The organism is Streptomyces sp. NPDC017936 (assembly GCF_044328485.1).
Taxonomy (GTDB): Bacteria; Actinomycetota; Actinomycetes; order Streptomycetales; family Streptomycetaceae; genus Streptomyces.
Genome location: NZ_JBIRHK010000003.1, coordinates 441,948 through 463,862, shown reverse-complemented (window position 1 = coordinate 463,862; position 21,915 = coordinate 441,948). Strand labels below are relative to the sequence as shown.

General features: G+C 73.6%; 21 protein-coding genes. 9 read left to right on the top strand and 12 right to left on the bottom strand.

The genetic code is table 11. The annotated features are described in order from the left end of the window. The first annotated feature begins 52 nt into the window (after positions 1-52). Positions 53-979 (top strand): dihydrodipicolinate synthase family protein, encoded by a 927-nt coding sequence (locus ACH4F6_RS08620; RefSeq protein WP_397959160.1) that lies wholly within the window; start codon positions 53-55, stop codon positions 977-979. Between the two features lie 314 nt (positions 980-1,293). On the opposite strand, the gene ACH4F6_RS08615 is transcribed toward ACH4F6_RS08620, so the two are convergent. Both ACH4F6_RS08615 and leuA read right to left on the bottom strand, forming a co-directional pair. Beyond that, the gene (locus ACH4F6_RS08615) at positions 1,294-1,989 is read right to left on the bottom strand and encodes a TerB family tellurite resistance protein (protein ID WP_397959159.1); all 696 of its coding nucleotides are present in this window, start codon (positions 1,987-1,989) and stop codon (positions 1,294-1,296) included. A 186-nt stretch (positions 1,990-2,175) separates the two neighbouring features. Next, entirely contained in the window at positions 2,176-3,897 is a 1,722-nt protein-coding gene (leuA, locus tag ACH4F6_RS08610) for a 2-isopropylmalate synthase (RefSeq protein ID WP_397959158.1), read from the bottom strand. 319 nt (positions 3,898-4,216) lie between these two features. Between leuA and ACH4F6_RS08605 the strand changes: the two genes are divergently transcribed. The 3 genes from ACH4F6_RS08605 to ACH4F6_RS08595 are packed head-to-tail and all read left to right on the top strand — an operon-like array spanning position 4,217 to position 6,938. Further along, positions 4,217-5,287: a M4 family metallopeptidase gene (locus ACH4F6_RS08605; RefSeq protein WP_397959157.1), complete on the top strand. Its 1,071-nt coding sequence runs from the start codon at positions 4,217-4,219 to the stop codon at positions 5,285-5,287. A 21-nt stretch (positions 5,288-5,308) separates the two neighbouring features. Beyond that, positions 5,309-5,575 carry a protealysin inhibitor emfourin gene (locus tag ACH4F6_RS08600; RefSeq protein WP_397959156.1) on the top strand — a complete coding sequence of 89 codons (267 nt, stop codon included), beginning with the start codon at positions 5,309-5,311 and terminating at the stop codon, positions 5,573-5,575. A 46-nt stretch (positions 5,576-5,621) separates the two neighbouring features. Next, positions 5,622-6,938 (top strand): GH1 family beta-glucosidase, encoded by a 1,317-nt coding sequence (locus ACH4F6_RS08595; RefSeq protein WP_397959155.1) that lies wholly within the window; start codon positions 5,622-5,624, stop codon positions 6,936-6,938. A gap of 37 nt (positions 6,939-6,975) precedes the next feature. Here ACH4F6_RS08595 and ACH4F6_RS08590 read toward each other — a convergent pair whose 3' ends face one another. Beyond that, a complete protein-coding gene (locus tag ACH4F6_RS08590; protein WP_397959154.1) occupies positions 6,976-7,830 on the bottom strand; it encodes an NAD-dependent epimerase/dehydratase family protein in 855 nt (284 codons plus the stop codon). 128 nt (positions 7,831-7,958) lie between these two features. On the opposite strand from ACH4F6_RS08590, the gene ACH4F6_RS08585 reads away from it, so the two are divergent. Continuing rightward, the gene (locus tag ACH4F6_RS08585) at positions 7,959-8,807 is read left to right on the top strand and encodes a helix-turn-helix transcriptional regulator (RefSeq protein WP_397959336.1); all 849 of its coding nucleotides are present in this window, start codon (positions 7,959-7,961) and stop codon (positions 8,805-8,807) included. A 27-nt stretch (positions 8,808-8,834) separates the two neighbouring features. On the opposite strand, the gene era is transcribed toward ACH4F6_RS08585, so the two are convergent. Then, positions 8,835-9,788, bottom strand: coding sequence for a GTPase Era (gene era, locus ACH4F6_RS08580; protein ID WP_397959153.1), 954 nt, complete (start codon positions 9,786-9,788; stop codon positions 8,835-8,837). A gap of 174 nt (positions 9,789-9,962) precedes the next feature. On the opposite strand from era, the gene ACH4F6_RS08575 reads away from it, so the two are divergent. Both ACH4F6_RS08575 and ACH4F6_RS08570 read left to right on the top strand, forming a co-directional pair. Beyond that, a complete protein-coding gene (locus ACH4F6_RS08575) occupies positions 9,963-11,273 on the top strand; it encodes an ammonium transporter (RefSeq protein ID WP_397959152.1) in 1,311 nt (436 codons plus the stop codon). Then, complete coding sequence (locus ACH4F6_RS08570; RefSeq protein ID WP_397959151.1) at positions 11,270-11,608, top strand: P-II family nitrogen regulator; 339 nt, start codon at positions 11,270-11,272, stop codon at positions 11,606-11,608. The genes ACH4F6_RS08575 and ACH4F6_RS08570 overlap by 4 nt, the downstream gene beginning before the upstream one ends. Positions 11,609-11,919: 311 nt before the next feature. Here ACH4F6_RS08570 and ACH4F6_RS08565 read toward each other — a convergent pair whose 3' ends face one another. The 8 genes from ACH4F6_RS08565 to ACH4F6_RS08530 all read right to left on the bottom strand — a co-directional run bounded on the left by ACH4F6_RS08565 (position 11,920) and on the right by ACH4F6_RS08530 (position 19,413). Then, positions 11,920-12,273 carry a cytidine deaminase gene (locus tag ACH4F6_RS08565; protein ID WP_397959150.1) on the bottom strand — a complete coding sequence of 118 codons (354 nt, stop codon included), beginning with the start codon at positions 12,271-12,273 and terminating at the stop codon, positions 11,920-11,922. A gap of 146 nt (positions 12,274-12,419) precedes the next feature. Then, the gene (locus ACH4F6_RS08560; protein ID WP_397959149.1) at positions 12,420-12,779 is read right to left on the bottom strand and encodes an MmcQ/YjbR family DNA-binding protein; all 360 of its coding nucleotides are present in this window, start codon (positions 12,777-12,779) and stop codon (positions 12,420-12,422) included. Further along, entirely contained in the window at positions 12,776-14,080 is a 1,305-nt protein-coding gene (locus ACH4F6_RS08555) for a hemolysin family protein (RefSeq protein ID WP_397959148.1), read from the bottom strand. Before ACH4F6_RS08555 ends, ACH4F6_RS08560 begins: the two co-directional genes overlap by 4 nt. After that, positions 14,077-14,574, bottom strand: a complete 498-nt coding sequence (ybeY, locus tag ACH4F6_RS08550; RefSeq protein WP_384658078.1) for an rRNA maturation RNase YbeY — start codon at positions 14,572-14,574, stop codon at positions 14,077-14,079. The genes ACH4F6_RS08555 and ybeY overlap by 4 nt, the downstream gene beginning before the upstream one ends. Positions 14,575-14,587: 13 nt before the next feature. Continuing rightward, positions 14,588-15,658, bottom strand: a complete 1,071-nt coding sequence (locus ACH4F6_RS08545) for a PhoH family protein (protein ID WP_397959147.1) — start codon at positions 15,656-15,658, stop codon at positions 14,588-14,590. Positions 15,659-15,791: 133 nt separating this feature from the next. Next, complete coding sequence (locus tag ACH4F6_RS08540; RefSeq protein WP_397959146.1) at positions 15,792-16,925, bottom strand: carbohydrate kinase family protein; 1,134 nt, start codon at positions 16,923-16,925, stop codon at positions 15,792-15,794. A 263-nt stretch (positions 16,926-17,188) separates the two neighbouring features. Next, complete coding sequence (locus tag ACH4F6_RS08535) at positions 17,189-18,478, bottom strand: glucarate dehydratase family protein (RefSeq protein WP_397959145.1); 1,290 nt, start codon at positions 18,476-18,478, stop codon at positions 17,189-17,191. Next, the gene (locus tag ACH4F6_RS08530) at positions 18,475-19,413 is read right to left on the bottom strand and encodes a 5-dehydro-4-deoxyglucarate dehydratase (RefSeq protein ID WP_397959144.1); all 939 of its coding nucleotides are present in this window, start codon (positions 19,411-19,413) and stop codon (positions 18,475-18,477) included. The genes ACH4F6_RS08535 and ACH4F6_RS08530 overlap by 4 nt, the downstream gene beginning before the upstream one ends. Before the next feature lie 105 nt (positions 19,414-19,518). Here ACH4F6_RS08530 and ACH4F6_RS08525 point away from each other — a divergent pair, with 105 nt between their 5' ends. Together ACH4F6_RS08525 and ACH4F6_RS08520 are read left to right on the top strand one after the other, a co-directional pair. Next, positions 19,519-20,310, top strand: a complete 792-nt coding sequence (locus ACH4F6_RS08525; protein WP_397959143.1) for an IclR family transcriptional regulator — start codon at positions 19,519-19,521, stop codon at positions 20,308-20,310. A gap of 177 nt (positions 20,311-20,487) precedes the next feature. Continuing rightward, positions 20,488-21,915, top strand: a 1,428-nt coding sequence (locus tag ACH4F6_RS08520; RefSeq protein ID WP_397959142.1) for an MFS transporter, incomplete at its 3' end; no start/stop codon positions are given.

Here is a 21,915-nt window from a genome sequence, read left to right as displayed (position 1 = left end):
GCGGGGGAGACTTCCCTGGTCGCCCGTACGTCGCAGCCGCCAGGGAGTTCCCGTGCCGTTCCCCGCCCCGCTGACCGGTGTCGTCCCGCCCCTGTGCACACCCCTGACACCGGAGCGGGAGGTCGACGTGGACTCGCTGCTGCGGCTGGTCGACCACCTCGTGGCGGCGGGGGTGGACGGGCTGTTCGTGCTCGGTACGACGTCGGAGGCCGCGTTCCTGACCGACCGGCAGCGCCGGCTGGTCGTGGAGGCGACCGCGGCGCACGTCGGCGGACAGCTCCCGGTGCTGGCCGGGGCGATCGACATGACGACGCCCCGGGTGCTCGACCAGGTCGCGTCCGTCACGGGGGCGGGCGCGGCCGCGGTCGTGGTGATCTCCCCGTTCTCCCCCCGGACCCACCCGGCGGAGATCGCCCGCCACTACCGGCTGGTCGCCGCCGCGAGCCCGGTGCCCGTCCTCGCCTACGACCTGCCGGTCGCCGTCCGCACCAAGCTCCCCGCCGAGGTCGTCCTGGAGCTGGCGGCCGACGGTGTGCTGGCCGGGCTGAAGGACTCCAGCGGCGATCTGGGGGACTTCCGCCGGATCGTCGCCGGGGCGCGGGCGTACCCCGGCTTCAGCGTCCTGACCGGGTCCGAGCTGCTCGTCGACGCGGCCCTCGCGCTCGGCGCGCACGGGGCGGTGCCCGGTCTCGCCAACGTCGACCCGCGGGGCTACGTCCGTCTCGACCGCCTCTGCCGCGCCGGCGAGGCGGAACGGGCGCGCGCCGAACAGGAACGGCTGTGCGCCCTGTTCGGCATCGTGCGGGCCGGCGACCCGGCCCGGATGGGCGCCGGCTCGGCGGCGATCGGCGCCTTCAAGGCGGCGCTCCACCTCCAGGGCGTGATCGCCTGCCCCGTCACGGCCGAACCCCAGATCCCGCTGACGCAGGAGGAGGTGGAGCGGGTGCAGGGGCACCTGATCGAGGCCGGACTCCTGTGAGCCGTGCCGGGCGCCCTGGCGGGGTCGGCGCTCGCGGGCAGGCAGCCGGTGACCCGGTCGTGCCGGACGTCGGCGGGTCTCGCGGCGGACGGCGGGACGCCCGCCGGCGCGCCCGCCCGCGGCGCCCGCGCCACCCGGGGGATGACGCGCTCGCCCTGCGTCGTCCCGGCCCCCACGCGTCGGGGCCTCCCTCCCGTGCCGGACGTCCGGTCGCGGCTCGCGGACGTCCGGCACGGGAGGGCGCGGTCGCCGGACGGGAGGGCGGGGCGGACCGTACCGCGGCGGGGGCGGCGGGCGGTCGCTCCCCGGGGGCGTCAGGACGGCGTGCGCGCCGCCGCCAGCAGCCGGGACACGTCGTCCGCGCGGATGGTCAGGGCCGCGCCGACGGTGGCCAGCGCCTCCCGCTCGGCGGGGGTGTACGGCCCGTCGGCCAGCGCGATCCGGGCCCCTTGCAGCAGGATCGACTCGCGGCCGGCCGGCGCGAGGTGCGGGGCGAGCGGGTCGAGGGCCTCGTGGAGCTCTATGGCGAGCCCGGGGGCGCAGGGTTCGCCGCAGGCGCGGCCGGTGTCGGCGGCGAGGGCGTCGACGAGGGCGGCGAGCTGCTCCTCGGTGCACTCCGGGAACCCGGCCGCGCGCACCGCCGTGGCCGCCGTCTCCAGGGCCGTGCGGGCGCAGGTGCCGCCCGCCGAGAGGACCGCGAGGGCGACGGTGTGGACGGCGTCGCGGAGCATCGCGGAGAAGCGGGTGGTGGTGGGGTGGTCGAGGACGTCGGTGCCGAAGTGGCGCCGGCAGGCCGCGCACTCGACGACCGGCCCGCTCGCGCCGCGCGGCAGCACGGGCACGCCCAGCAGGGTGAGGCGGCGGTGGCCGGTCAGCCGCTGGTAGTTGCGGTCGCCGCCGCAGCCGGGGCAGAAGAACTCGCCGTCCCCGACGGGTGTCCACGCGGTGCGGATGCCCAGCACGCGGGCAAGCCCGGTGGCACGGCCGTCTCGTCCCCGTCCTGGCAGCACGTCGCACCTCCGTAACCGTGCGGCAACATCGCCGCACGCTTGCGTGATGTTAGCCACATCGAAGAGGCGGAGTCAGCACCTCGTACGAGACCTTTCCGTGACCTCCACGTCCGAATGGCCGAGAAACGACGGGGCCCCGACCGCCGGCGTCGGCGGTCGGGGCCCCGGAACTCCCGTCCAGGGTGGTCAGCGCGTCGCGCGGTTGACGGCCGAGACGACCGCCTTCAGCGACGCACGCGTCGTGTTCGCGTCGATGCCGATGCCCCACAGGACCTTGTCGCCGATCGCGCACTCGATGTACGAGGCGGCCTGGGCGGAGGCGCCCTCGCTCATCGTGTGCTCCTGGTAGTCCAGCAGGCGCACGTCGACGCCGATGGACTCCAGGGCGTTGAAGAAGGCCGAGATCGGACCGTTGCCGGAGCCGGTCAGGACGGTGTCCTCGCCGTCGACGGTGGCCTCGACGGTCAGCGTGTCCACGCCGTCCGTGTCGGTGGTCGTCTGGCCGGCGCGGACCTGGATGCGGCCCCACGGGTTGTCCGGGTTCGGCAGGTACTCGTCCTGGAAGACGGCCCAGATGTCCTTCGGGGTGACCTCGCCGCCCTCGGCGTCCGTCTTCGCCTGGATGATCTTCGAGAACTCGATCTGCATCCGGCGGGGCAGGTCCAGCTTGTGGTCGTTCTTCAGGACGTACGCGACGCCGCCCTTGCCGGACTGCGAGTTGACGCGGATGACGGCCTCGTAGGAGCGGCCGACGTCCTTCGGGTCGATCGGCAGGTACGGGACCGCCCACTCGATGTCGTCGACCGTGACGCCCTTGGCCCTCGCGTCGGCCTCCATGGCGTCGAAGCCCTTCTTGATGGCGTCCTGGTGGGAGCCGGAGAAGGACGTGTAGACCAGGTCGCCCACGTACGGGTGGCGCGGGTGGACCTCCATCTGGTTGCAGTACTCCCACACGCGGCGGATCTCGTCGATGTCGGAGAAGTCGATCTGCGGGTCGACGCCCTGGGAGAACAGGTTCATGCCCAGGGTGACCAGGTCGACGTTGCCGGTGCGCTCGCCCTGGCCGAACAGGCAGCCCTCGACGCGGTCGGCGCCGGCCATCAGCGCCAGCTCGGCGGCGGCCACGGCCGTGCCGCGGTCGTTGTGCGGGTGGACCGACAGGCAGACGTGCTCGCGGCGGGAGAGGTTGCGGCCCATCCACTCGAAGCGGTCCGCGTGCGTCGACGGGGTCGAACGCTCCACCGTGGCGGGCAGGTTGAGGATGATCTCGCGGCCCGGGCCGGGCTGGTAGACGTCCATGACCGCCTCGCAGACCTCCAGCGCGAAGTCCAGCTCGGTGTCGGTGAAGATCTCCGGGCTGTACTGGTAGCCGAACTCGGTCTCCGGGCCCAGCAGCTTCTCGGCGTACTCCATCACCAGGCGGGTGCCGTCGACGGCGATCTGCTTGATGTCGTCCTTGGAGCCGCGGAAGACCACCCGGCGGAAGACCGGGGCGGTGGCGTTGTACAGGTGGACGGTCGCGCGCCTGGCGCCCTTCAGGGACTCCACGGTCCGCTCGATCAGGTCCTCGCGGGCCTGGGTCAGTACGGAGATGGTGACGTCGTCCGGGATCGCGCCCTCTTCCTCGATGATGGAGCGCACGAAGTCGAAGTCGGTCTGGCCGGAGGCAGGGAAGCCGACCTCGATCTCCTTGTAGCCCATCTTGACCAGCTGGTCGAACATCCGGCGCTTGCGCTCGGGCGACATCGGGTCGATCAGGGCCTGGTTGCCGTCGCGCAGGTCCGTGGAGAGCCAGCGGGGTGCGGCGGTGATCCGCCGGTTCGGCCAGCCGCGGTCGGGGAGGTCGACCTGGTCGTACCGGCCGTACTTGTGGATCGGCATGGTGCTGGGCTTCTGGCGGTTCGCCATGATGCGGTGGCTCCTCAGGGTGTCCGGAAGGACGGCCGACGACGCAACACCAAGCTCCGCGGGGAGGGGGTCGGCCTCGACTACAGGCCCTCGCCGCGGCAGCTAAGGAGAAGCAGCCCGAAAATCATGATGCTCCGCACTGTAGCCGAGCGGCATCGGGCACGCGGGCCTGTTCCAGTATGCGGGACCGGCGGAACCAATAGGGTGAAACGTGCCGTATACCACTCACCCGCACCGCTCTCGGCCCTTTGTCACCGTTTTTCACCGATCATGGTTGCAGCTCGTGACAGCGTCGTCACGGAGTGCAAGGGTGCCGGGCATGACGACTCACGGGGGCTTCGAGCCCGTCTTCTGCACCGTCGTACCGCCCCACGTCCTCGACCGGCTGGCGCGCCACGACGACCCCGCCCTCTCCCGCCCCGCCCGGCGCACCCTGGTCCGCGACAGCGAGCTGCGCTCCCGGCGCCGGGTCACCACCGAGTTCGGCCTGTGGGCCGGCCCGACGGCGAAGGCGCCCTCGGACCGTCCGCTGCGCTCGGTCCACGACGCCGGACACGGCACCGACCTGCCCGGCACCAAGGTCCGCGGCGAGGGCGACGACCCCGGCCAGGACGCCTCGGTCAACCGCGCCTACTCCGGCCTCGGCGCCACCTTCGACCTCTTCCTCAAGGCCTACGGCCGCCACTCCATCGACGGCGACGGCCTGCCCCTGGACGCCACGGTCCACTACGACGAGGACTACAACAACGCCTTCTGGAACGGCGAGCAGATGGTGTTCGGCGACGGCGACGGCGAGATCTTCGTCGACTTCACCCAGTCCGTCGACGTGATCGGCCACGAGCTGGCCCACGGCGTCACCCAGTACACGGCGAACCTCACCTACTACGGCCAGCCGGGCGCCCTCAACGAGTCGATGTCGGACGTCTTCGGCTCCCTCATCAAGCAGTACTCGCTCGGCCAGACCGCCGCCGAGGCCGACTGGCTGGTCGGCGCGGGGATCCTCGCCCCGGGCGTCAGCGGTTCGGCCCTGCGCTCGATGAAGGCCCCGGGCACCGCGTACGACGACGACGTCCTCGGCAAGGACCCGCAGCCCGCGACCATGGACGACTACGTCCGCACCGGCCGCGACAACGGCGGGGTGCACATCAACTCCGGCATCCCCAACCACGCGTTCTACCTGGCCGCCACCGCCCTCGGCGGCTTCGCCTGGGAGAAGGCCGGCCGGATCTGGTACGACGTGCTCACCGGCGGGGAGCTGTCGGAGAGGGCCCTCTTCACCGACTTCGCGGGGCTGACCGTCAAGGCCGCCCGGGAGCGCTTCGGCGACGGCGGGGACGAGTTCCAGGCCGTGTCGAAGGCGTGGGAGCAGGTGGGGGTGCGGATTCTCTGACCGACCGGTAGACAGGGACCCATGCGTATTCGGGTGAGGCGCACGGGCGGTTTCGCGGGCATCGAGCGGCAGGCCGAGGTGGACACCTCGGAGCAGCCCGACGCGCACGAGTGGCACGCCCTGGCCGAGCAGGCGGTCGCCGCCGGCCGGAGCGTGCCGCCGGCCGGTGTGCCGGACGGCTTCCGTTACGAGATCACGGTGGACGGCCGGACGGTGTACGCGGCCGATCCCCGGCTCACCGGGGAACAGCGGAGGCTGATCTCCAGAGTGCTGAAGGAGGGCGCTTGACTCGCCCTGCGGGCCCGCCCGTTGACTTCCGTCACCGGTGGTGCGGATGATCCGGCGCATGGCGACGAACCCGATACCCCGGTTCCCGGCCGGCTTCCTGTGGGGCGTGTCGACCTCCGCCCACCAGATCGAGGGCGCGGCGGAGGAGCGCGAGCCGTCCGTGTGGGACGCCTTCACGGCCGAGCCGGGGCGGGTGAAGGACGGCTCGACGGCGGCGGTGGCCTGCGACCACTACCACCGCTACCGCGAGGACGTGGCGCTCCTGGCGGACCTCGGCGTGGACGCGTACCGCTTCTCGGTCTCCTGGCCGAGGGTGAACTCCCCCGGCGGCCTGGACTTCTACGACCGTCTCGTCGACGAGCTGCTGACGGCGGGGGTCCGCCCCGTGCCGACCCTCTTCCACTGGGACCTCCCGGCGGACCTGGACTGGCTGGAGCGGGACACCGCGTCGCGTTTCGCCGAGTACGTGTCGGTGGTCGTGGGCCGGCTCGGCGACCGCGTCCGGAAGTGGATCACCCTCAACGAGCCCGCCGAGCACACCCTGCTGGGCCACGCGCTCGGCACCCACGCCCCCGGCGGGCGGCTGCTCTTCGACGCGCTGCCGGTGGCCCACCACCAGCTCCTGGCCCACGGTCTGGCCGTACGGGCCCTGCGCGCGGCCGGCGCCACGGACATCGGCGTCGCCAACTCCCACGGCCCGACCTGGCCCGCGTCCCGGGAGCCGGCCGACCTGGAGGCGGCGGCCTTCTACGACCTCCTGCTCAACCGGCTGTTCGCCGAACCGCTCCTGCTGGGCGCGTACCCGGAGGGCATCGGCGCGTTGATGCCGGGCGACGTCGCCGCGGACCTGGAGGTCATCGGCGAGCCGCTCGACTGGTACGGGATCAACTACTACGCCCCGACGAGGGTGGGCGCCCCGCAGGGCACCGAGATCGAGTTCGGCGGGATCACCATGCCGGCCGAACTTCCCTTCTCCGTCCGGGACATCGAGGGCGTCCCGGTGACGGACTTCGGCTGGCCGGTGGTCCCCGAGGGCCTCACCGAACTGCTCACCGCCTTCGAGGACCGCTACGGCGACCGCCTCCCGCCGGTGGTCATCACCGAGAACGGCTGCTCCTACGAGGGCCTCGACGACCAGGCCCGGATCGCCTACCTGGACGGCCACATCCGCGCCCTGCACGAGGCGATGGAGGCGGGCGTGGACGTGCGCGGCTACTTCGTGTGGTCGCTGCTGGACAACTTCGAGTGGGCGGAGGGCTACGCGCGCCGCTTCGGCCTGGTCCACGTGGACCGCACGACGCTCCGGCGCACCCCGAAGGCGTCCTACGGCTGGCTGCGGGACGTCCTGCGGGCGCAGAGGTGACGGCGCCCCGGCGGACCGGACCCCGGCGGGCCCGGGTTCACAGGGCTCCGGCGTCCCGGGCCGTGTGGACGCTGGGGTACAGGGGGCGGTAGCCGAGTTCCCGGCGGATGCGGTCGGTGGAGACGATCCCGGCCCACGGGTCGGGGTCGGTGCGGGTGTGGAGCTCCGCCGGGACCTCGACGCCGTTGAGCTGGTGCAGCTCCACCGCGGTGACGGGAGCGTCGTCGGCGATGTTGTGGATCCGGCCGACGGCGCCCGGCGCGTGCAGCAGGCGCAGCAGGGCCTGGGCGACGTCCGCGTGATGGCCCATGTGCAGCCGCTGGGTCGCCGCCCAGTTCCGGGCCCACCTCATGGACTGCGCGAGGTGCGGATCGCCCTCGCCGTAGACGAAGGGGAGCCGGCCGATCCGCACGTCCAGCCCCTCCAGCGCGAGCAGTTCCCGCTCCGCCTCGGCCTTGGACTCGGGATAGGCCCCCCACATCGCCCCGCCGGGCCGGACCTCGTCCTCCTCCGTCAGCGGGCGCCCCCGCCCGACGCCGTACACCAACCCCGTGCTGACCTGCACGAACCGCCGCACCCCGGAGGCCAGCGCGGCACGGCCCAGCTCCACGGCCGCGTCCCGGTTGACCGCCCACGCCTCCTCGTCGGGCACTCCGCGGAAGGACGCCGCGACGTTCACCACCGCGTCCGCCCCGGCCACCGCCTTGCCGAGCGCCTCCACGTCCCGGAGGTCCCCGACCACGACCTCGGCGCCCAGCTCCGCGAACCGCTCCCCGCGGGCCGCGTCCCGCACCAGCACCCGCACCCTCTCCCCCGGCCTGGCCTGCGCCAGCAGCCTCGGCACGAACCGCCGGCCGACCTGCCCCGTCGTACCCGTCACCAGTGTCAGCATGATCTGCTCCTTCGCTCTCCGACCGGTGACACCACCCTCGGACGGGACGGAGGCGACCGGGAGAGACCCGTCGATCATGGGATCGGCGGTCCCTGGTTGAGGAGGGCCGGATGCCGCAGCCTGGAAAGGTGGACCGACTCGAACTCGCCGACTTCCTGCGCCGCGGCCGTGCCCGCCTGAACCCGTCGGACGTGGGCCTGGCGCCGGGTGCCCGCCGCCGTACGCCCGGCCTGCGCCGCGAGGAGGTGGCGCAGCTGGCGGGCATGTCGGTCGACTACTACGCGCGCCTGGAACAGTCCCGCGGCCCGCGCCCCTCCCGGCAGACGCTGACGGCGCTGGCCCGCGCCCTGCGCCTCACCGACGACGAACGCGACCACCTGTTCCACCTGGCCGGCGAGGAGCCCCCGCGCCGGGGGACGGCGTCGACGCACGTCTCCCCCGGCCTGATGCTGATCCTGGACCGCCTGCACGACACACCGGCGCAGGTGGTGACCGACTGCGGTGAGGTGCTGGCCCAGAACGCGATGGCCAGGGCGCTGACCCTCGACGTGATGTCCCGCCCCCGGCGGGAGCGCAACCTCACCCGCCTGTTCTTCCTGGACCCGGACGCCCGCGCCCTGTTCCCGGAGGAGGACCGCGCGCACCACGCCCGCGCCCACGTGGCGAGTCTGCGCGTGGTGGCCGCCGCCCGCCCCGACGATCCGGAGCCGGCCGCGCTGGTCGCCGAACTGCGTGCGGCCAGCGAGGAGTTCGCGCGCCTGTGGGACACCCACGAGGTGGCCCTGCGCCACGGGGCCGTGAAACGCTTCCAGCACCCGCTGGTGGGCCTCCTGGAACTGGACTGCCAGGTCCTGCTCAGCCACGAGCACCACCAGCTGCTGATCGTCCACACGGCCCGCCCGGGCACGGACGCCTACGAACGGCTGCGACTGCTGCGGGTGGTGGGCCTGCAGGACATGTCCCCCCAGGGCGCCTAGAACCCGGCCGTCCGGTACCCCGGCTGCCTAGAACCCCAGCTTGCGCAGCTGCTTCGGGTCCCGCTGCCAGTCCTTGGCGACCTTCACGTGCAGGTCCAGGAAGACGGGGGTGCCGAGCAGTGCCTCGATCTGCTTGCGGGACTTGATGCCGACGTCCTTCAGGCGGCGGCCCTTCGGGCCGATGATGATGCCCTTCTGGCTGGGGCGCTCGATGTAGATGTTGGCGTGGATGTCGAGCAGTGGCCGGTCCGCCGGGCGGTCCTCGCGCGGGAGCATCTCCTCCACCATCACGGCGATGGAGTGCGGGAGTTCGTCGCGGACGCCCTCCAGCGCCGCCTCGCGGATCAGCTCGGCGACCATCACCTGCTCGGGCTCGTCGGTCAGGTCGCCCTCGGGGTAGAGGGCGGGCCCCTCCGGCAGCATGGGGACCAGCAGGTCGGCCAGCAGCTCGACCTGCTGGTCGCCGACCGCCGAGACCGGGATGATCTCCGCCCACTCGATGCCCAGCTCCTTGCCCAGCTGGTCGATCGCGATGAGCTGTTCGGCGAGCGCCTTGCCGTCCACCAGGTCGGTCTTCGTCACGACCGCGACCTTCGGGGTCTTCTTGATCCCGGCCAGTTCCTTGGCGATGAACCGGTCGCCGGGGCCGATCTTCTGGTCGGCGGGCAGGCAGAAGCCGATCACGTCGACCTCGGCCCAGGTGGTGCGGACCACGTCGTTGAGCCGCTCGCCCAGCAGGGTGCGCGGTTTGTGCAGGCCCGGCGTGTCCACCAGGATCAGCTGCGCGTCCGGGCGGTGCACGATGCCGCGCACCGTGTGCCGGGTGGTCTGCGGACGGTTGGAGGTGATCGCCACCTTCTTCCCGACCAGAGCGTTCGTGAGGGTGGACTTGCCCGCGTTGGGGCGGCCCACGAAACAGGCGAAGCCGGCACGGTGCAGGGTCCCGGCCGACTGCTCGGATGACTGGTTACGAACGCTCATGGCCCCCATTCTCCCTGATTCATGGAGCCCCGCCGCACACACGAGCGGGCCCGCCCCGCCCGGTGAGGTTCCGGAAACCCGCCCGCAACGAAACGTCACGGAAACACACCCGTACGCGACCGGAAACGCGCGCCGAAGACCCTCTGACGAGCCCCCGCCCCGTTGGAGACGCCCGTGACCCTCGCCGCCGCGCCCGTGAACACCGGTGACACCGCCTGGCTGCTCGCCGCCACCGCCCTCGTCCTGCTGATGACCCCGGGTCTGGCCCTGTTCTACGGCGGCATGGTCCGCACGAAGAGCGTCCTCAACATGCTGATGATGAGCTTCGTGTCGATCGCGCTGGTCACGGTGGTGTGGCTGGCGGCCGGCTACTCCCTCGCCTTCGGGGACGACATCGGCGGCGGGCTGGTCGGCGGGCTGGAGCACGCGGGCATGGCGGGCCTCGGCCCGGACAGCGTCCACGGCACGGTCCCCACCCTCCTCTTCGCCACCTTCCAGCTCACCTTCGCGATCGTCACCGCCGCCCTGGTCAGCGGCGCGATCGCGGACCGCGCGAAGTTCGCGGCCTGGATGGTGTTCGTCCCGGTCTGGGCGCTGCTCGTGTACGTTCCCGTCGCCCACTGGGTCTGGGGCCCCGGCGGCTGGGTCCTGGAGGGGCTCGGCGCTCTGGACTTCGCGGGCGGTCTCCCCGTGGAGATCACCTCCGGCGCCTCCGGTCTCGCGCTCTGCCTGGTCCTCGGCCCGCGCCTCGGCTTCAAGAAGGACGCCATGCGTCCGCACAACCTCCCCATGGTCGTCCTCGGCGCGGGCCTGCTCTGGTTCGGCTGGTTCGGCTTCAACGCGGGCTCGGCCCTGCGCGCCGACGGCCTGGCCGCCGCCGTGTTCCTCAACACCCTCGCCGCCGGCTGCACCGGCCTGCTGGGCTGGCTGTTCGTCGAGCAGAAGCGCGACGGCCACCCCACCACGCTGGGCGCGGCCTCCGGCGCCGTCGCCGGCCTGGTCGCCGTCACCCCGTCCTGCGGTTCGGTGTCCCTGCCGGGCGCCCTGGTCGTCGGCCTGGCCGCCGGCGTCGTCTGCTCGTACGCCGTGAGCTGGAAGTTCAAGCTGGACTACGACGACTCGCTCGACGTCGTCGGGGTCCATCTCGTCGGCGGCGTCATCGGCACCCTGCTCATCGGCGTCTTCGCGGTCGACTCGATGACCGGCGGCCCGGAGGGCCTGCTGTACGGCGGTGGCCTCGCCCAGTTCGGCAGGCAGCTGGTGGCCGTCGTCGCCGTGGGGGCGTACGCCTTCGGCGTCACCTACGGCATCGGCAAGCTGCTCGACCGCACGATGGGCTTCCGGGCGGACGAGGACCAGGAGCACACCGGCCTGGACCTTACGGTGCACGCCGAGACGGCATACGATCACGGCGTCCTGGGCCACGGCGCCCCGGTCACCCACTCCGTCCCCTCCTCCGTCCGGAAGGCCGAGCCGCAGGCATGAAGCTCATCACCGCGATCGTCAAGCCCTACCGCCTCGACGAGGTGAAGACGGCCCTGCAGGAGCTGGGTGTGCGGGGCCTGACGGTCACCGAGGCCAGCGGGTACGGCCGCCAGCGCGGCCACACCGAGGTGTACCGGGGTGCCGAGTACCAGGTCGACCTGGTGCCCAAGGTCCGCATCGAGGTCGTCGTCGAGGACGCGGAGTCCGACGCCGTGATCGACGCGATCGTGCGCGCCGCGCAGACCGGCAAGATCGGCGACGGCAAGGTGTGGGCGCTGCCGGTGGAGACGGTGGTGCGGGTGCGGACGGGCGAGCGGGGCCCGGACGCGCTCTAGGCTCCGCCGGTCCGGTCCGGCCTCCGGGTACGGGGGCGGGCGCGGGGGCGTCGTGGCCGGTCACGCCCTGCGGCGGAGCCGCGCGCGTCGTCGCCCGGCGTTCCCTCGGGCCCGTTCCTTCGGGGCGCCCCCGCCACCGGAGCGCGGTGCGGGGGGGGGGGGGAGATCGTCGTCGTGCCGGCGCCGCGGCCCGGTACCGGGAGCCGGCGGTGGGCGGCGGGAGCGTCCCCGGCGGCCGCCCGGTCCGCCGTCCGGTGCGGGCGGGGCGGGACCCGGCACGGTCGTGTTCCCGCCGGGTTCCCCCCTGGGCGTCAGCCGGCGGAGACGGTGAGCCGGACCGTCCCGTCCGGCGCGGCCACCAGCACGGGGGTGCCCGGGCCGCCCAGGTCCGCGACGGCGGCCCGGTCCTCGTCGGAGACCCCGTCCGCCTCCGTCACGACGGCGGCGGCCTCCAGCGACTTCGCCCCGGACGCCACCGCCATGGCCACCGCCGTCCGCAGCGCGCTCAGCTCCAGCGACGGCAGGGCGACCGTCCCGGCGACATAGGTGCGTCCCGTCTCGTCCCGTACGGCGGCCCCCTCCGGCACCCCGTTGCGGGCGCGCGCGGAACGGGCGAGGGTGACGATCTTGCGGTCTTCGGCGTCGAGCGCGTTGCTGTCGGTCATGCCCCGAGCATACGGAGGACGGGAGCGCCGGCCCCGTCACGGGTGCCCGCCCGGCCGCCACGGGCGGCTCCCCGGCGCGGCTCCCGCGAGCCCGATGCCGGTCCGCGCCGCGCACGGCGCGGGCGGGCCGTGCGGGCCGCCCGCCCTCAGGGACGGTCGAGACGGAGCCGCTCGGCGCGCGGCAGACCGGCGACGACCAGGTCGTACGAGTCCTCGACGAGCTCGCGGACCAGCCGGTCCGGGAGGCCTCCGTCGACGGTCACCGTGTTCCAGTGCCGCTTGTTCATGTGGTAGCCGGGGGTGATCAGTCCGGGGTGGTCGGTGCGCAGCCGGACCGCGTCCTCGGGGTCGCACTTGAGGTTGACCCGCAGGGGCCGCTCGTCCGTCCAGCTCAGTGCGAACATCTTGCCGCCGACCTTGAAGACCGAGATCTCCGGCCGGAAGGGGAAGTCCTCCACGGCCGCGGTGAAGGACAGGCAGAGGGCACGCAGCTCCCGCGGGGTCACTCCGGGGTCTCCTCCCCGGCGGGCTCCGCCCGCTTCAGCGGCTCCACCAGCACCGTCACGATCTTGTTCCGGCGGCCGGCCGCGGCCTCCGCCGTCAGCCGCAGCTCGCGGCCGTCGGGCAGGGGGACGACGCTCGACGCCCCGGCGATCGGCACCCGTCCCAGCGCCTTCGCGAGGAGACCGCCGACGGTCTCCACGTCCTCGTCGTCGTACTCCTCCAGGCCGTACAGCTCTCCGAGGTCGGTGATGTCGAGGCGGGCGGTGACCCGGTAGCGGTCCTCGCCGAGCTCCTCCACCGGGGGCAGCTCGCGGTCGTACTCGTCGGTGATCTCGCCGACGATCTCCTCGAGGATGTCCTCGATGGTGACGATGCCGGCGGTGCCGCCGTACTCGTCGATGACGACGGCGACGTGGTTGCGCTCCTGCTGCATCTCGCGCAGCAGGTCGCCGGCGTTCTTGGTGTCGGGCACGAACGCGGCGGGCCGCATCGCCGTCGAGACGAGTTCGGTCTCCGCGTCGCGGCTGATGTGCGTCTTGCGGACCAGGTCCTTCAGGTACACGATCCCGACGATGTCGTCCTCGCTCTCCCCGGTCACGGGTATGCGCGAGAAGCCCGAGCGCAGCGCCAGGGTGAGGGCCTGGCGGATGGTCTTGTAGCGCTCGATGACGATCAGGTCGGTGCGCGGGACCATGACCTCGCGGACGAGGGTGTCGCCCAGTTCGAAGACGGAGTGCACCATGCGGCGCTCCTCGTCCTCGATCAGCGACTCCTTCTCGGCGAGGTCGACCAGCGCGCGCAGCTCCGCCTCGGAGGCGAAGGGGCCGCGCCGGAAGCCCTTGCCGGGGGTGAGCGCGTTGCCGATGAGGATCAGCAGCGACGGGACCGGGCCCATGATCCGGGCCAGCGGCAGCAGGACGTACGCGGCGGCCGTCGCCGTGTTCAGCGGGTGCTGGCGGCCGATGGTCCGCGGGGAGACGCCGACGGCCACGTACGACACGAGGACCATCACGCCGATCGCGGCGAGCAGCGCGGGGGCCGTGCCGTCGATCTCGTTCAGGCAGGCGTAGGTGACCAGCGCGGCCGCCGCCATCTCGCAGGCGACGCGGACCAGCAGCGCCACGTTGAGGTAGCGGGTGGGGTCGGCGGCGACCTGGGCGAGCTTGGCGCTGCCCCGCCGGCCGACGCGGACGGCCTCCTCGGCGCGGAAGCTGGAGACGCGCGCGAGGCCCGCCTCCGCGCAGGCGGCGAGCCAGGCGACGACGACCAGGGCGATCGCGCCGGCGACGAGAGTCGGGCTCATGACACGGTCGGAGCCGGGGAGGGGCCGGTCAGGCCCTTCTCCGCCCGCCAGCCGTCCACGATGGCCGCCTGCAGGCCGAACATCTCGGCCTTCTCGTCGGGTTCCTCGTGGTCGTAGCCCAGCAGGTGCAGCACGCCGTGGACGGTGAGCAGCTGGAGCTCCTCGTCCATGGAGTGCCGGGTCGGGGCCTCGGCCCCCTGCTTGGCCGCGACCTCGGGGCAGAGCACGATGTCGCCGAGGAGGCCCTGCGGGGGCTCGTCGTCGTCCTTGCTCGGCGGACGCAGTTCGTCCATCGGGAAGGACATGACGTCCGTCGGCCCCGGCAGGTCCATCCACTGGATGTGCAGCTGCTCCATGGCGTCGGCGTCCACGACGATCACCGAGAGCTCGGAGAGCGGGTGGATGCGCATCCGCGCGAGTGCGTAGCGGGCGACGTCGAGGATCGCCTGCTCGTCGACCTCGGTTCCGGACTCGTTGTTGACGTCGATCGACATGGTCGTGCTCGGTCTACTTCCCCTTGTGCCCGGACTTCGCCCGGCCGCCCTTGTGCGTGCCGTTCTCCGTGCCGTGCTTGGTGTCGTACTTCTCGTACGCGTCGACGATACGGCCCACCAGCTTGTGCCGTACGACGTCGTGGGAGGTGAGGCGGGCGAAGTGGACGTCCTCGACGCCCTCCAGGATCTCCTGCACCTGCCGCAGGCCCGACCGGGTGCCGGCCGGCAGGTCGACCTGGGTCACGTCACCCGTGATCACGATCTTCGAGTCGAAGCCGAGGCGGGTGAGGAACATCTTCATCTGCTCGGGGCTCGTGTTCTGGGCCTCGTCCAGGATGATGAAGGCGTCGTTGAGCGTCCGGCCGCGCATGTAGGCCAGCGGCGCGACCTCGATCGTGCCCGCGGCCATGAGGCGCGGGATGGAGTCGGGGTCGAGCATGTCGTGCAGCGCGTCGTACAGCGGGCGCAGGTAGGGGTCGATCTTCTCGTACAGCGTGCCCGGGAGGAATCCGAGCCGCTCCCCCGCCTCGACCGCCGGCCGGGTCAGGATGATGCGGTTGACCTGCTTGGACTGGAGGGCCTGGACCGCCTTGGCCATGGCCAGATAGGTCTTGCCGGTGCCCGCGGGTCCGATGCCGAAGACGACCGTGTGCTTGTCGATCGCGTCGACGTACCGCTTCTGGTTGAGGGTCTTCGGTCGGATGGTGCGGCCGCGCGAGGACAGGATGTTCTGCGTCAGTACCTCGGCCGGGGTCTCCTGGCCGTCGCTCGTCCCGTTCTCGCTCGCCCGCAGCATGGCGATCGAGCGTTCCACTGCGTCCTCCGTCATCGGCTGCCCGGTGCGGAGCACCAGCATCATCTCGTCGAACAGGCGCTGGATGAGGGCGACTTCCCGTGCGTCGCCGGTCGCGCTGATCTCATTGCCCCGGACGTGAATGTCGGCCGCCGGGAAAGCCGTCTCGATCACGCGCAGGAGGGAGTCGCCGGACCCCAGCACCGTGACCATGGGGTGCTGGGCGGGAACCGTGAACTGTGCTCTCGCCTTGCCCTGCGCGGGCGTCTGAGCTGTGGGTGTCTGAGTCATAGGCCGGCCCGAAGGCCTCTACGTCCTCCCGGATGCGTCTCGCCTGCCACGAGGGCGGCCTGGCGAGTTCAAGGGTACGCCAGAGGGCTGACAACGCCGTAGGACTTTTGTCACCGGGCCGCCGGGGCGCCGGCTATGCGGAGCGGCGGAAACCGATCGTCGGGACCGCCCTGCGCAGCGGCCAGGGCGGGGTCTCCCGCCGGGGCAGCAGTCCCTCCAGGAACGCGTACCGGCGCAGCGCCTGCGGGTCCTGGGCCTCGACCGACTGCACCTTGCGCCACCAGGCCGCGATCTCCGACCAGCCCGGGGCCGAGAGGGAGCCGCCGAACTCCTGGACGGAGAGGGCGGCCGTCAGCCCGGCGAAGGCGAGGCGGTCGGCGAGCGGCCAGCCGGCGAGGGTGCCGGTGACGAAGCCCGCCACGAAGACGTCCCCGGCACCGGTGGGGTCCAGCGCCTCCACGGCGATCGCCGGGACCTCGGCGGTCTCCCCGGTCCGGCGGTCCACCGCGTACGCGCCCTCCGCGCCGAGCGTCACGACCGCGAGCGGCACGTGCTCGGTGAGGGCGTGGGCCGCGGCGCGGGGGCAGTCGGCGCCGGTGTAGCGCATGGCCTCCTCGGCGTTCGGCAGGAAGGCCTCGCAGTGCTCCAGGTCGGCCAGGCCGGCCAGGTCCCAGGTGCCGGTGTCGTCCCAGCCGACGTCGGCGAAGACGCGGGTGCCGCGGCTCGCGGCCTGCGCGATCCACGGGGCCGGCTTGCCCGGGGTCAGGGAGGCGACGGCGGCGCGGGCGTGCGGCGGGGAGGCGGGGGCGGGCTCCGTGGGGGGCGGCTCGTGGCCGTGGGAGACCATCGTGCGCTCGCCCTCGTACGCCATGGAGACGGTGACCGACGAATGCCAGCCGGGGACCATGCGGGAGGCGGTGAGGTCGATGCCCTCGCCCTGCTCCAGGGCGTCCCAGCAGTACTCGCCGTAGTGGTCGTCGCCGAACGCGGCGGCGAGGGAGGTGCGCAGGCCGAGGCGGGCCAGCGCGGTCGCCATGTTGGCCACGCCGCCGGGGCTCGAGCCCATCCCGCGCGCCCAGGACTCGGTTCCCCGCACCGGCGCCGAGTCGAGCCCGGTGAAGACGATGTCGAGGAAGACCGTGCCGGTCAGGTAGACGTCCCAGGGCGGATCGCCGGGGGCGCGCAGGCCGGCCAGCGGGTCGACCCGGGCGGCATGGCAGCTCTGACGGTGGTGTCCCTCTCCGGTGGACGCGGCGGACGCGGTCACGGTGCGCTCCCTGACGTGGTGCGGTTCTGGCCAGTGTGCACCAAGCCGCCGACACCGCGCCGTCGCCCGCACCGGAAACCGGGGGTGCGCCGGGATCACCGGCACGGCGCGCCCACGGCCCCGCGCGGCCCCCTCCGGGCCGCGCCCCCGCCCCCCGCTCCCGAACCGCCCCCCGCGTCACCTCCCGTGGCGCCGGGGCCGCCGCGTCCCCGCGCCGGCCCCGGCGGTTCCGGGCGCGGCGGGGACGCGGCGGAGGGGGAGGTTCACCACCGGGGGACGGCGGGGGCGACCCACGCGGGGTCGGCGGCGCGCATCGCCGCCGCGTCGTCGCGCTCGCGCAGCGTCCCGTCGTCGTCGAGCCAGCGCCGGTGCAGGAGGGCCAGCTCGTCCCGGTCGAGGTCGACGCCGAGGCCGGGCGCGTCGGAGACGGCGACCCTGCCGCCCTCGAAGGTCACCCGCTCGGTCAGGACGTCCTCCGACTGCCAGGGGTAGTGGGTGTCGCAGGCGTGGTGGAGACCGGGCACGGTGGACGCGACGTGGGTCATCGCGGCGAGGCTGATCCCCAGGTGGGTGTTGGAGTGCATGGACACGCCGACGCCGAAGGCGCGGCAGACGGCGGCGAGCTGCTGGGTGTTGCGCAGCCCGCCCCAGTAGTGGTGGTCCGAGAGGACGACCTGCACGGCCCCCTCGGTGAACGCCTCCTCGATCTCGGCGAACGTCGTCACGCACATGTTGGTGGCGAGCGGTACGTCCGTGCCGGCGGCCACCTCGGCCATGGCCGGCGTGCCGAGCGCGGGGTCCTCCAGGTACTCCAGGACGTCCCCGAGCTCCTTCGCCACGGCCAGCGAGGTCGGCACGCTCCAGGCCCCGTTGGGGTCCAGGCGCAGGGGGTGGCCGGGGAACGCCTCGGCGAGGGCGCGTACGGCCGCGATCTCCTCCCGCGGCGGGAAGACCCCGCCCTTGAGCTTGAAGGAGGTGAAGCCGTACCGCTCCGTGAAGCGGCGGGCCTGTGCGACGACGCCGGCCGGGTCGAGGGCGGCGCCCCAGTCGTCCTTCTCGCCGGCCACGCCCTCGGGGTGGCCGGCCCACCTGTAGAAGAGGTAGGCGCTGTACTCGACGGCGTCGCGCACCTTGCCGCCGAGGAGGGCGTGCACGGGCAGGCCGAGCGCCTTGCCCAGGGCGTCGAGGCAGGCGACCTCGAAGGCGGAGACGACGGACAGCCGCAGCTTGTCGGCGGTCTGGACACCGCGCAGACCGCCCACGTCGACCCGGCCGGAGATCCGGGACCGGTCGACGGCCAGCTCGTCGGCGACCGTGAACAGGCCGTTGAGGTCGCTCACCCGGCGGCCGACGAGCCGGTCCGCGAACGGCCGGGCCAGCTCCAGGTACTTGGTGTCGCCGTAGGTCTCGCCCACGCCCGTGACGCCGTCGGCCGTCACGACCTCCACGATCAGCCGGGGGGTGTACGGCTGGTGCACGCCCTGCGTGTTGAGCAGGGGCGGGTCGGCGACCAGGATCGGGGTGAGCCGGACGTCGGCGACGGTGAGGTTCACAGGGCGGCTCCCACGAGGCCGAGTCCGGTGCCCAGGAGGGTTTCGAGGGCGGCGAGGTCGCCGGGCGACGGGTCGGTGAGCGGGGCGCGCACCGGGCCCACCGGCCGGCCGCGCAGCCGGGCCGCGGCCTTCACCAGGGACACGGCGTATCCCGGCACCCGGTCGCGCAGGTCGACGAACGGGACGTAGAAGTCGCGCAGCAGCTTGTCGGCCGTGCCCGGGTCACCGTCCCGGAGCGCGGCGAAGAAGGCGTTCGCGATCTCGGGGGCGAAGGCGTGGACGGCGGAGGAGTAGGCGGGGACGCCGACGGCGGCGTAGGCGCGGGCCTGCATCTCGGCGGTGGCGGCGCCGTTGAAGAAGAGGAAGTCCTCGGGGGCGGCGAGGGTGAGCCGCTGGAGGCGGTCGAGGTCGCTGTGGCCGTCCTTGAGGCCGATGACGTTCGGGAGGGCGGCGATCCGCCGCAGCGAGGCCGCGGTGAAGGCGACCTGACCGCGCTGGTAGGCGATGAGGGGCAGCCGGGTGCGGGCGGCGATCTGCTCCAGCTGGGCGACGAGCCCGTCCTGCGGGGCGGCGACGAGGTAGTGCGGCAGGACGAGCAGGGCGTCGGCGCCGGCCTCCTCGGCGAGGCGCGCGAACCGGGCGGCCTGCGCCCAGCCGTACCCGACGCCGGCGACGACCGGGATCCGGCCGGCCGCCTCCTCGACGGCGATGGTCACGACCCGCCGGTACTCGTCCTCGTCCAGGGAGAAGAACTCGCCGGTGCCGCAGGCGGGGAAGAGGGCGCCGGGGCCGGTGGCGAGCTGGGCGGCGACGTGGGCGCGGAAGCCGTCGGGGTCGAGCGAGCCGTCCCCGTGGAAGCTCGTGAGCGGGAACGACAGCACCCCCCGCGCCATGCCCTCCCGCAGCCGCCGGGCCGTGTCGGTGTCGGGACTCACCCTCACTCATCTCCCCATGTAGACACTGTTCATGTATGAAGATGGAGGTTAGATAGGCGAACCGGACCCGTCAATGGGCCGGACGGGCCGGATTACGATCGGCGCATGCCGGAGACAGACGGGGAGGGCGGCGTCCGCGAGGTGAAGTCGGCCGCGCGCACGGTCGAGCTGCTGGAGCTGCTCGCCGCGCGCGGGGACCGTCCGGCGCGGCTGCGGGAGCTGGCGGACGAGCTGGGCGTCCCGCGCAGTTCGATGTACGCGCTGCTCCAGACCCTGATCGGCCGGGGCTGGGTGCGCACGGACACCACCGGGTCCCTCTACGGCATCGGCATCCACGCCCTGCTGACCGGCACGAGTTACCTCGACTCCGACCCCCGCGTCCGGCTGGTGCGCCCGTACCTCGACGAGGCGTCCGAGGCGCTGGGCGAGACGATCCACCTGGGGCGGCTGGACGGGCTGGACGTGGCCTATCTGGCGACCCGCGAGTCGCACGCATACCTGCGCACCCTCAGCCGCGTCGGACGGCGGCTGCCCGCACACGTGGGCGCGCTGGGCAAGGCACTGCTGGCCGAACGCCCCGACGAGGAGCTGCCCGAGGGGCCGTACGAGGCGCTCACCCCGCGGTCGCACACGAGCCGGGAGTCCCTCCTCGCCGACCTGGCCGCGGTGCGGGAGCGGGGCTGGTCCGTGGACCGGGAGGAGGGCGTCACGGGCATCGTCGGCTTCGGCTTCGCGCTGCGCTACGACGTGCCCGCGCAGGACGCGATCAGCTGCTCGGTGCCGGTGGCCCGGCTGACGCCGGAGCACGAGGGGCGGATCGTCGTGGTGATGCGGGAGATCAGGGCGAGGATCGAGGCGACGGCACCGGGGGCCGGCGGGGCCGTGAACTGGCGCTGAGACCGCCCCTCCTACCCGACTCGCCCCGCGACAAACGCGAAGTGATCCACATCACCCGGCCCGCGCTTCTGCTCGTACTGCGTGCTTGATACAAATTTCCCGCGCGTTCCTGTCCGTCGACGGTCGGCGCCCTCTCCCCCCTTCCGAGCCGCCGCCTCCGCACGCCCTGGAACGCCCGTGTTCTCCCGCCGCACCACGCCCTGGCCCCTCGTCGCCCTCTTCACGGCCGGGTACCTCGCCCCCTACCTGCTGCCGACCGTCGTCGGCCGACTGGACGCGGGGCTGCCGCTGTCCGCCACCCAGGCCGGCGCCGTCGGCAGCGCGCTGCTGCTGAGTTCGGCCTCGGCGGGCTTCGCGCTGGCCTCACGCGTCGAGCGCGTCGGCGCGCGGACCCTCGCCCGGATCGGGCTGACGCTCGCCGTCCTCGGGTACGGCGGGGCCGCGCTGGCCGGCGGCGTACCGGCGGTGGTCGCGGGCGCGGTCCTCGGCGGCTTCGGCTCCGGTACGGCCACGACGGTCGCCGCCACCCGGATCGCCGCCCAGCCCGACCCGCACCGCGCCTCCGCGCTCGGCCTGCTCGGGGTCTCCGCGCTCGCGGGCGCCGTCTACCTGACGGTCCCGCACCTCGGTCCCGGGCACGGGCAGCCGCTGGCCGCGATCGCGCTGACGGCCGTCGCCGTCTGGCCGCTGACCGGCCGCCTCCCGGGCCGTACGGCCGCGGCGCCGGCCCGGCACGACGCCCCGGCCTCCCCCCGTCCTCCGCATCTGCGCCTGGGCCTGGTCCTGGTCGCGGCCATGCCCTGCTGGTCCCTCGTGCAGAACTCCCTCTGGGGAGTCAGCGGGCGGATCGGTCTGACGCAGGCCCACCTCGGCGAGACCGCCGTGGGCGCGGTGTTCGCCGTGGCCCTGGGGGCCGGGCTGCTGGGGGTCCTGGGCGCGGGGGCGCTGGGACCGCGGCTGGGCCGGGCGGTGCCCATCGGCGGCGGGACCGTGCTGATCGCCGGGTGCGTCGTGGTGAGCGCGTCGGCGACCGGGCCGGTCGGCTTCGCGACCGGTGAGATCGCCTGGAACACGCTGTACCCGATCGTCCTGTCGTACCTGATCGGGCTGGCCGCCTCGCTCGACCCGCGCGGCCGCTGGGCGGTGCTGGTCGGTTCGGCGTCCTCGCTGGGGACGGCGGCGGGGCCGCTGACCGGCAGCGTGCTGGCGGACCGGGCCGGGTTCCCCGCGATGGGCCTGATCCTGGCGGCGGGGCTGCTGGTCGTGGCCGTTCCGATGACCGCGGTCGCCCTGCGCGCCGGCGGTCGCCCGCTGCTGCCGGGAGCGGTACGCCGGCGGGGCGGCACCCCGGCCGCCGTGGTCGCGGCGAGCACCGGCGCCCCGAACGGCTCGGTGCCGCCGATCGGCGCACCGGAGCAGCCGGTCGTGGACATCCCGGTGGACGCCCCGGCCGTCCCCGCCCGGGGCGCGTACGACACGGCGGGCCCGCGCCGGGCGGGGGGGGGGGGGCCCCCCCCGCGCCCCCCCCGCGGGCCCGGGCGCAGGGGGGGGGGGGGGGCCCGGCGCGGTTCCCCCCCCCCCCCCCCCCGGCGTGCACCACGGAGG